Genomic DNA, 1,173 nt, shown 5'->3' with positions numbered 1-1,173 from the left:
GTATTATAAGGTCAACCGGAAATATGATATTTTTCTGGTTGACCTTATGTTTTATAGGTTATTCTTTAGGTAGTCGGGGTAGGACGTAAGCGCCCGTGGGACTTGATCCCGTCCGTAATACTGTCCACCCCCTACTTGTAGAAACATGTTTGAGGCTGGTTGGGGCACTGACCCCGCATAACAAGCGAAGCTATGACACTACAAGATAGACAGGGGCTACCGACAAATCTACTAAAAGGAGATGTGATAAATTATGGATCCAGTGATTGGCCTGGATGTTGCAAAAGGAGAAAGCCAAGTTCAAGCTTTCCTGGCAAGAAAGCAGCCTTTCGGGAAGACCTTTAAGTTTAAGCATGATACCAATGGTATGAGTGATTTTTTTATATTTTACAAAGAAGTGGAGTTCCAAGCTGAATCTAAACCGGTTGTTGTGTTTGAGTCGACAGGACACTATCATGAACCTATTTTACAGTACCTTGAGGAAAGAAAGATTACTTACTACTTAGTGAATCCTGTAGTTTCTTACGAAACGAAAAAAAGTAGTCTTCGAAAAGTAAAGTCAGACCCAGCCGATGCGAAACACCTGTGTGAAATGTATTACAAAGAGGACTTAGTAGCCTATCATCGAAAATGTGTTCAAACGATGAATTTGAGAAATTTATGTAGACAACACGATTCTTTAACACGTAACTATGTACAACTGAAACTTCAGTTCCAAACGATATTGGATCAAGTATTCCCTGAATATAAAGGAGTTTATAGTAATTTATACGCACCTCTTTCCTTAAAAACGTTACTCCTCTATCCTACTTCTCATGAAGTATTAAAGGTTCCAACGGATGAATTAGCTAAGGAGATGCATGGACTAGGAGGAAAGAGGTCGTATGATTGGTTTTATGAAAAGGCCTTGAAGTTAAAAGAAGCAGCAGAACGAAACCCCTTTAAGAAAACGCTGTATCAAAGCCACTTGGTTGCACTAAAAATGTATATTCAAATGATTCTTCAACAACGAGAGTTTCTGAACGTACTTGAGCAGGAGATTGAGACGTTAGCGAAACAATTTGAGGTGTATGAGATTCTTACATCCATCCCCGGAGTAGGTACTAAAATTGCAGCCACTCTGATTTCAGAAATAGGGGATGTCACACAATTTAGTCACCCTAAGAAACTAGT

The 1,173-nt window shown here is 39.3% G+C and carries 1 protein-coding gene; it reads left to right on the top strand.

Annotated features, from left to right (window positions below; genetic code table 11):
- Positions 1–253: 253 nt before the first annotated feature.
- Positions 254–1,173, top strand: a 920-nt coding sequence (locus JKP73_RS21965; protein ID WP_200411963.1) for an IS110 family RNA-guided transposase, incomplete at its 3' end; no start/stop codon positions are given.

The organism is Virgibacillus salexigens (genome assembly GCF_014905415.1).
Classification (GTDB): Bacteria; Bacillota; Bacilli; order Bacillales; family Amphibacillaceae; genus Virgibacillus; species Virgibacillus salexigens.
The sequence above is the reverse complement of the archived record's forward strand: the minus strand, read 5'-3'. Positions and strand labels throughout refer to the sequence as shown.